General features: G+C 30.3%; 4 protein-coding genes. All 4 read right to left on the bottom strand.

Annotation, left to right across the window (positions count from 1 at the left end; all coding sequences use genetic code 11):
• Positions 1-252: 252 nt before the first annotated feature.
• The 4 genes from AFK68_RS02595 to AFK68_RS43245 all read right to left on the bottom strand — a co-directional run bounded on the left by AFK68_RS02595 (position 253) and on the right by AFK68_RS43245 (position 2,534).
• Positions 253-1,581 carry a photosystem II assembly protein gene (locus AFK68_RS02595; RefSeq protein WP_168186296.1) on the bottom strand — a complete coding sequence of 443 codons (1,329 nt, stop codon included), beginning with the start codon at positions 1,579-1,581 and terminating at the stop codon, positions 253-255.
• Positions 1,582-1,827: 246 nt separating this feature from the next.
• On the bottom strand, positions 1,828-1,962 hold the full coding sequence (locus tag AFK68_RS43235) for a hypothetical protein (protein ID WP_256386467.1): 135 nt from the start codon (positions 1,960-1,962) through the stop codon (positions 1,828-1,830).
• 187 nt (positions 1,963-2,149) lie between these two features.
• On the bottom strand, positions 2,150-2,284 hold the full coding sequence (locus tag AFK68_RS43240) for a hypothetical protein (RefSeq protein WP_256386468.1): 135 nt from the start codon (positions 2,282-2,284) through the stop codon (positions 2,150-2,152).
• Positions 2,285-2,405: 121 nt separating this feature from the next.
• Positions 2,406-2,534 carry a hypothetical protein gene (locus AFK68_RS43245; RefSeq protein WP_256386469.1) on the bottom strand — a complete coding sequence of 43 codons (129 nt, stop codon included), beginning with the start codon at positions 2,532-2,534 and terminating at the stop codon, positions 2,406-2,408.
• Between the last annotated feature and the right edge of the window lie 96 nt (positions 2,535-2,630).

Below are 2,630 nucleotides of genomic sequence, written 5' to 3' on the forward strand. Positions count from 1 at the left end.
AGTCATAGTTTAGTCTGAGGTATTGAGATTTTAGTAGGGTGATAAATTTGAGCAGTGGCAAATTTTCTTGGGGAAAGTTGGGAAAATTTTGAGTAGACTTTCTGATACTTATTGCCACAATATATTTAAACTACTCCAACTTTCAACTAAATCTTCTAGTAACCTTTCAACTAAGTTTTTGTATGGAGTAATATCTGAGATTCGGCGTTGAATTTTGTGGAGCATTTTTTCTAAATAGTTTTGGAAGTGGTTTTATCTTTTAGCTAGAATTATATAGTCATCTAATCCATAGTTTGAGTTATAGTTTAATTTGAGATATTTACGTTTAAGGGGAGTCATAAATTTTTGAGGAGGCAGATGTTCATTAGCGTACTTTAAAAAATCTTTCTTAGATTCCCTAATACCAGTTGAAGTAATATATTTAAACCACTCCAACTTTAAATCCAACTCCTCTACTAACTTTTCAACTAATTTTCTTTCTAGAGAAATATCTTCTTTAGGTTGCATTTCATGGAATCCAAAAAAACTATTTACTTGAACAATTAGGACTACATAACCACCGCTTATCAAACTTTCCTGAAATATTTTTCGATAAACCTCACAAGACTTTTTATTCTCTTCTGAATCACGAAATAAACAGTGAGAAATAACTATAAAATCAAAGAAACTTTTTGGCAAAACTTTTGACTGCTCGTTGTATTTAAGAATGTCTGTTGTATCAAATCGAAAATACAAATTAGTAGGCATTCTTTGTTCTTCTATATATTGTCGCCAAAACTGAAGACCTCGATACTGAAACTGAGCTTGTTTTTCCAGAGAATAATAACAAATGTGCATCGGAGGAGTGGGAAAAAAACCACTACTACTTTGCAAAAATAAAGCTAGTCCATAAGCAACTGTTCCTGGACCAGCACCTATATCAAGGATGTTAAGTTTAGTAGGTAATAATCCAGATTTATATATTAAAAACCAAGCTAAATAACTAGAATAAACATGATCCGGAAAATGTTTCATCATATAGACATGAGGGGTCAATTTAAAACCATAATCAGGATCGGTATTACCCTTTAATAACTGCATATCTTTAATTGCTTCTTCCAACTCTGATGGTCGTTTTTTTTCAGGTATTCTTTCCAGTTCAGATTTAATATACTCTGCCAAACTTGACTCAAAATCATCAAATATTCTTTCATCTATTCCAGTACATTGCCATAAACTTTCATCCTTTTCAATTAACTGAAAAGTCTTGGTGACAAATTCAATAAATTTTGGTTCTGGAGTCAATATATAGTCATCAAGTCGTCTAATTACTGGCTCATCAAAATCAATCTTTAATTCTAATTCATCTAATTTATCGACAGCTTTTTTCAGATGTTTACTTAAATTGCTTATTTCTCTGTCTTTGTCATTTAAAGATTCCTGAAACTTCAGCTTATCTTGATATAACTTCTCTAAAGGAGATAATTTTGCTCCCGAATTTTCAATAGCTTTTAGTATTTGATTTGCCAGAGAATTATTTCCTCGTTTAAGGGCAAACCAAAATTTTATAGAACGCCAAAAATTTGTAATTTTGTTAGTCATAAGTAAATATTCCCTGAAATTATTTTTTTTCTCAACCACTGAATATTTGTATTAACTTCTCTAGGAACCTTTGAGAATTTTTCTGTTGATTAAATTCCTGATTTATCGGCAANTGTAATTTTGTTAGTCATAAGTAAATATTCCCTGAAATTATTTTTTTTCTCAACCACTGAATATTTGTATTAACTTCTCTAGGAACCTTTGAGAATTTTTCTGTTGATTAAATTCCTGATTTATCGGCAAAAGTCATTTCCAGATTCTGTCAACTTCAGCGAAATTTTCCAGAGCTTTTAATATCTGATTTGCCAAAGAATCATTTCTTTGTTTTAAGGCTAACCAAAAGTTGAAAGAACGCCAAAAATTTGTGATTTTGCTAGTCATAAGTAAATATTCCCTGAAATTATTTTTTTCTCAACCACTGAATATTTGTATTAACTTCTCTAGGAACCTTTGAGAATTTTTCTGTTGATTAAATTCCTGATTTATCGGCAANGAATATTTGTATTAACTTCTCTAGGAACCTTTGAGAATTTTTCTGTTGATTAAATTCCTGATTTATCGGCAAAAGTCATTTCCAGATTCCGTCAACTTCAGCGAAATTTTCCAGAGCTTTTAATATCTGATTTGCCAGAGAATTATTTCCTTGTTTTAGAGCAAACCAAAACTTGAGAGAACGCCAAAAATTTGTAATTTTATTATTCATAAGTAAATATCCCCTGAAATTGTTTTATTTCTCAACTACTGAATATTTGTCTTAACTTCTCTGAGAACCTTTGAGAATTTTTCTGTTGATGAAATTGGTAATTTATCTATCAAAGTTATTTTCAGATGCCGAAAACTTCAGCCGAATTTTCCAGAGCTTTTAATATCTGATTTGCCAGAAAAATATTTCCTGATTTACAGGCAAACCAAAACTTGAGAGAATGCCAAAAATTTGTGATTTTATTATTCATAAGTAAACCATCCCTGAAATTATTTTATTTCTCAACCACTGAATATTTATATTAACTTCTCTGGGAACATTTGAGAATTTTACCCTTGATTAAATT

This window comes from Hydrocoleum sp. CS-953 (genome assembly GCF_002260545.1).
Classification (GTDB): Bacteria; Cyanobacteriota; Cyanobacteriia; order Cyanobacteriales; family Microcoleaceae; genus Trichodesmium.

Excerpts from the sequence above, each read along its gene's own strand:
- AFK68_RS43240 (WP_256386468.1), bottom strand. The coding sequence starts at position 2,284 with ATGAATAATAAAATTACAAATTTTTGGCGTTCTCTCAAGTTTTGGTTT.
- AFK68_RS43235 (WP_256386467.1), bottom strand. The coding sequence starts at position 1,962 with ATGACTAGCAAAATCACAAATTTTTGGCGTTCTTTCAACTTTTGGTTA.
- AFK68_RS43245 (WP_256386469.1), bottom strand. The coding sequence starts at position 2,534 with ATGAATAATAAAATCACAAATTTTTGGCATTCTCTCAAGTTTTGGTTT.
- AFK68_RS02595 (WP_168186296.1), bottom strand. The coding sequence starts at position 1,581 with ATGACTAACAAAATTACAAATTTTTGGCGTTCTATAAAATTTTGGTTT.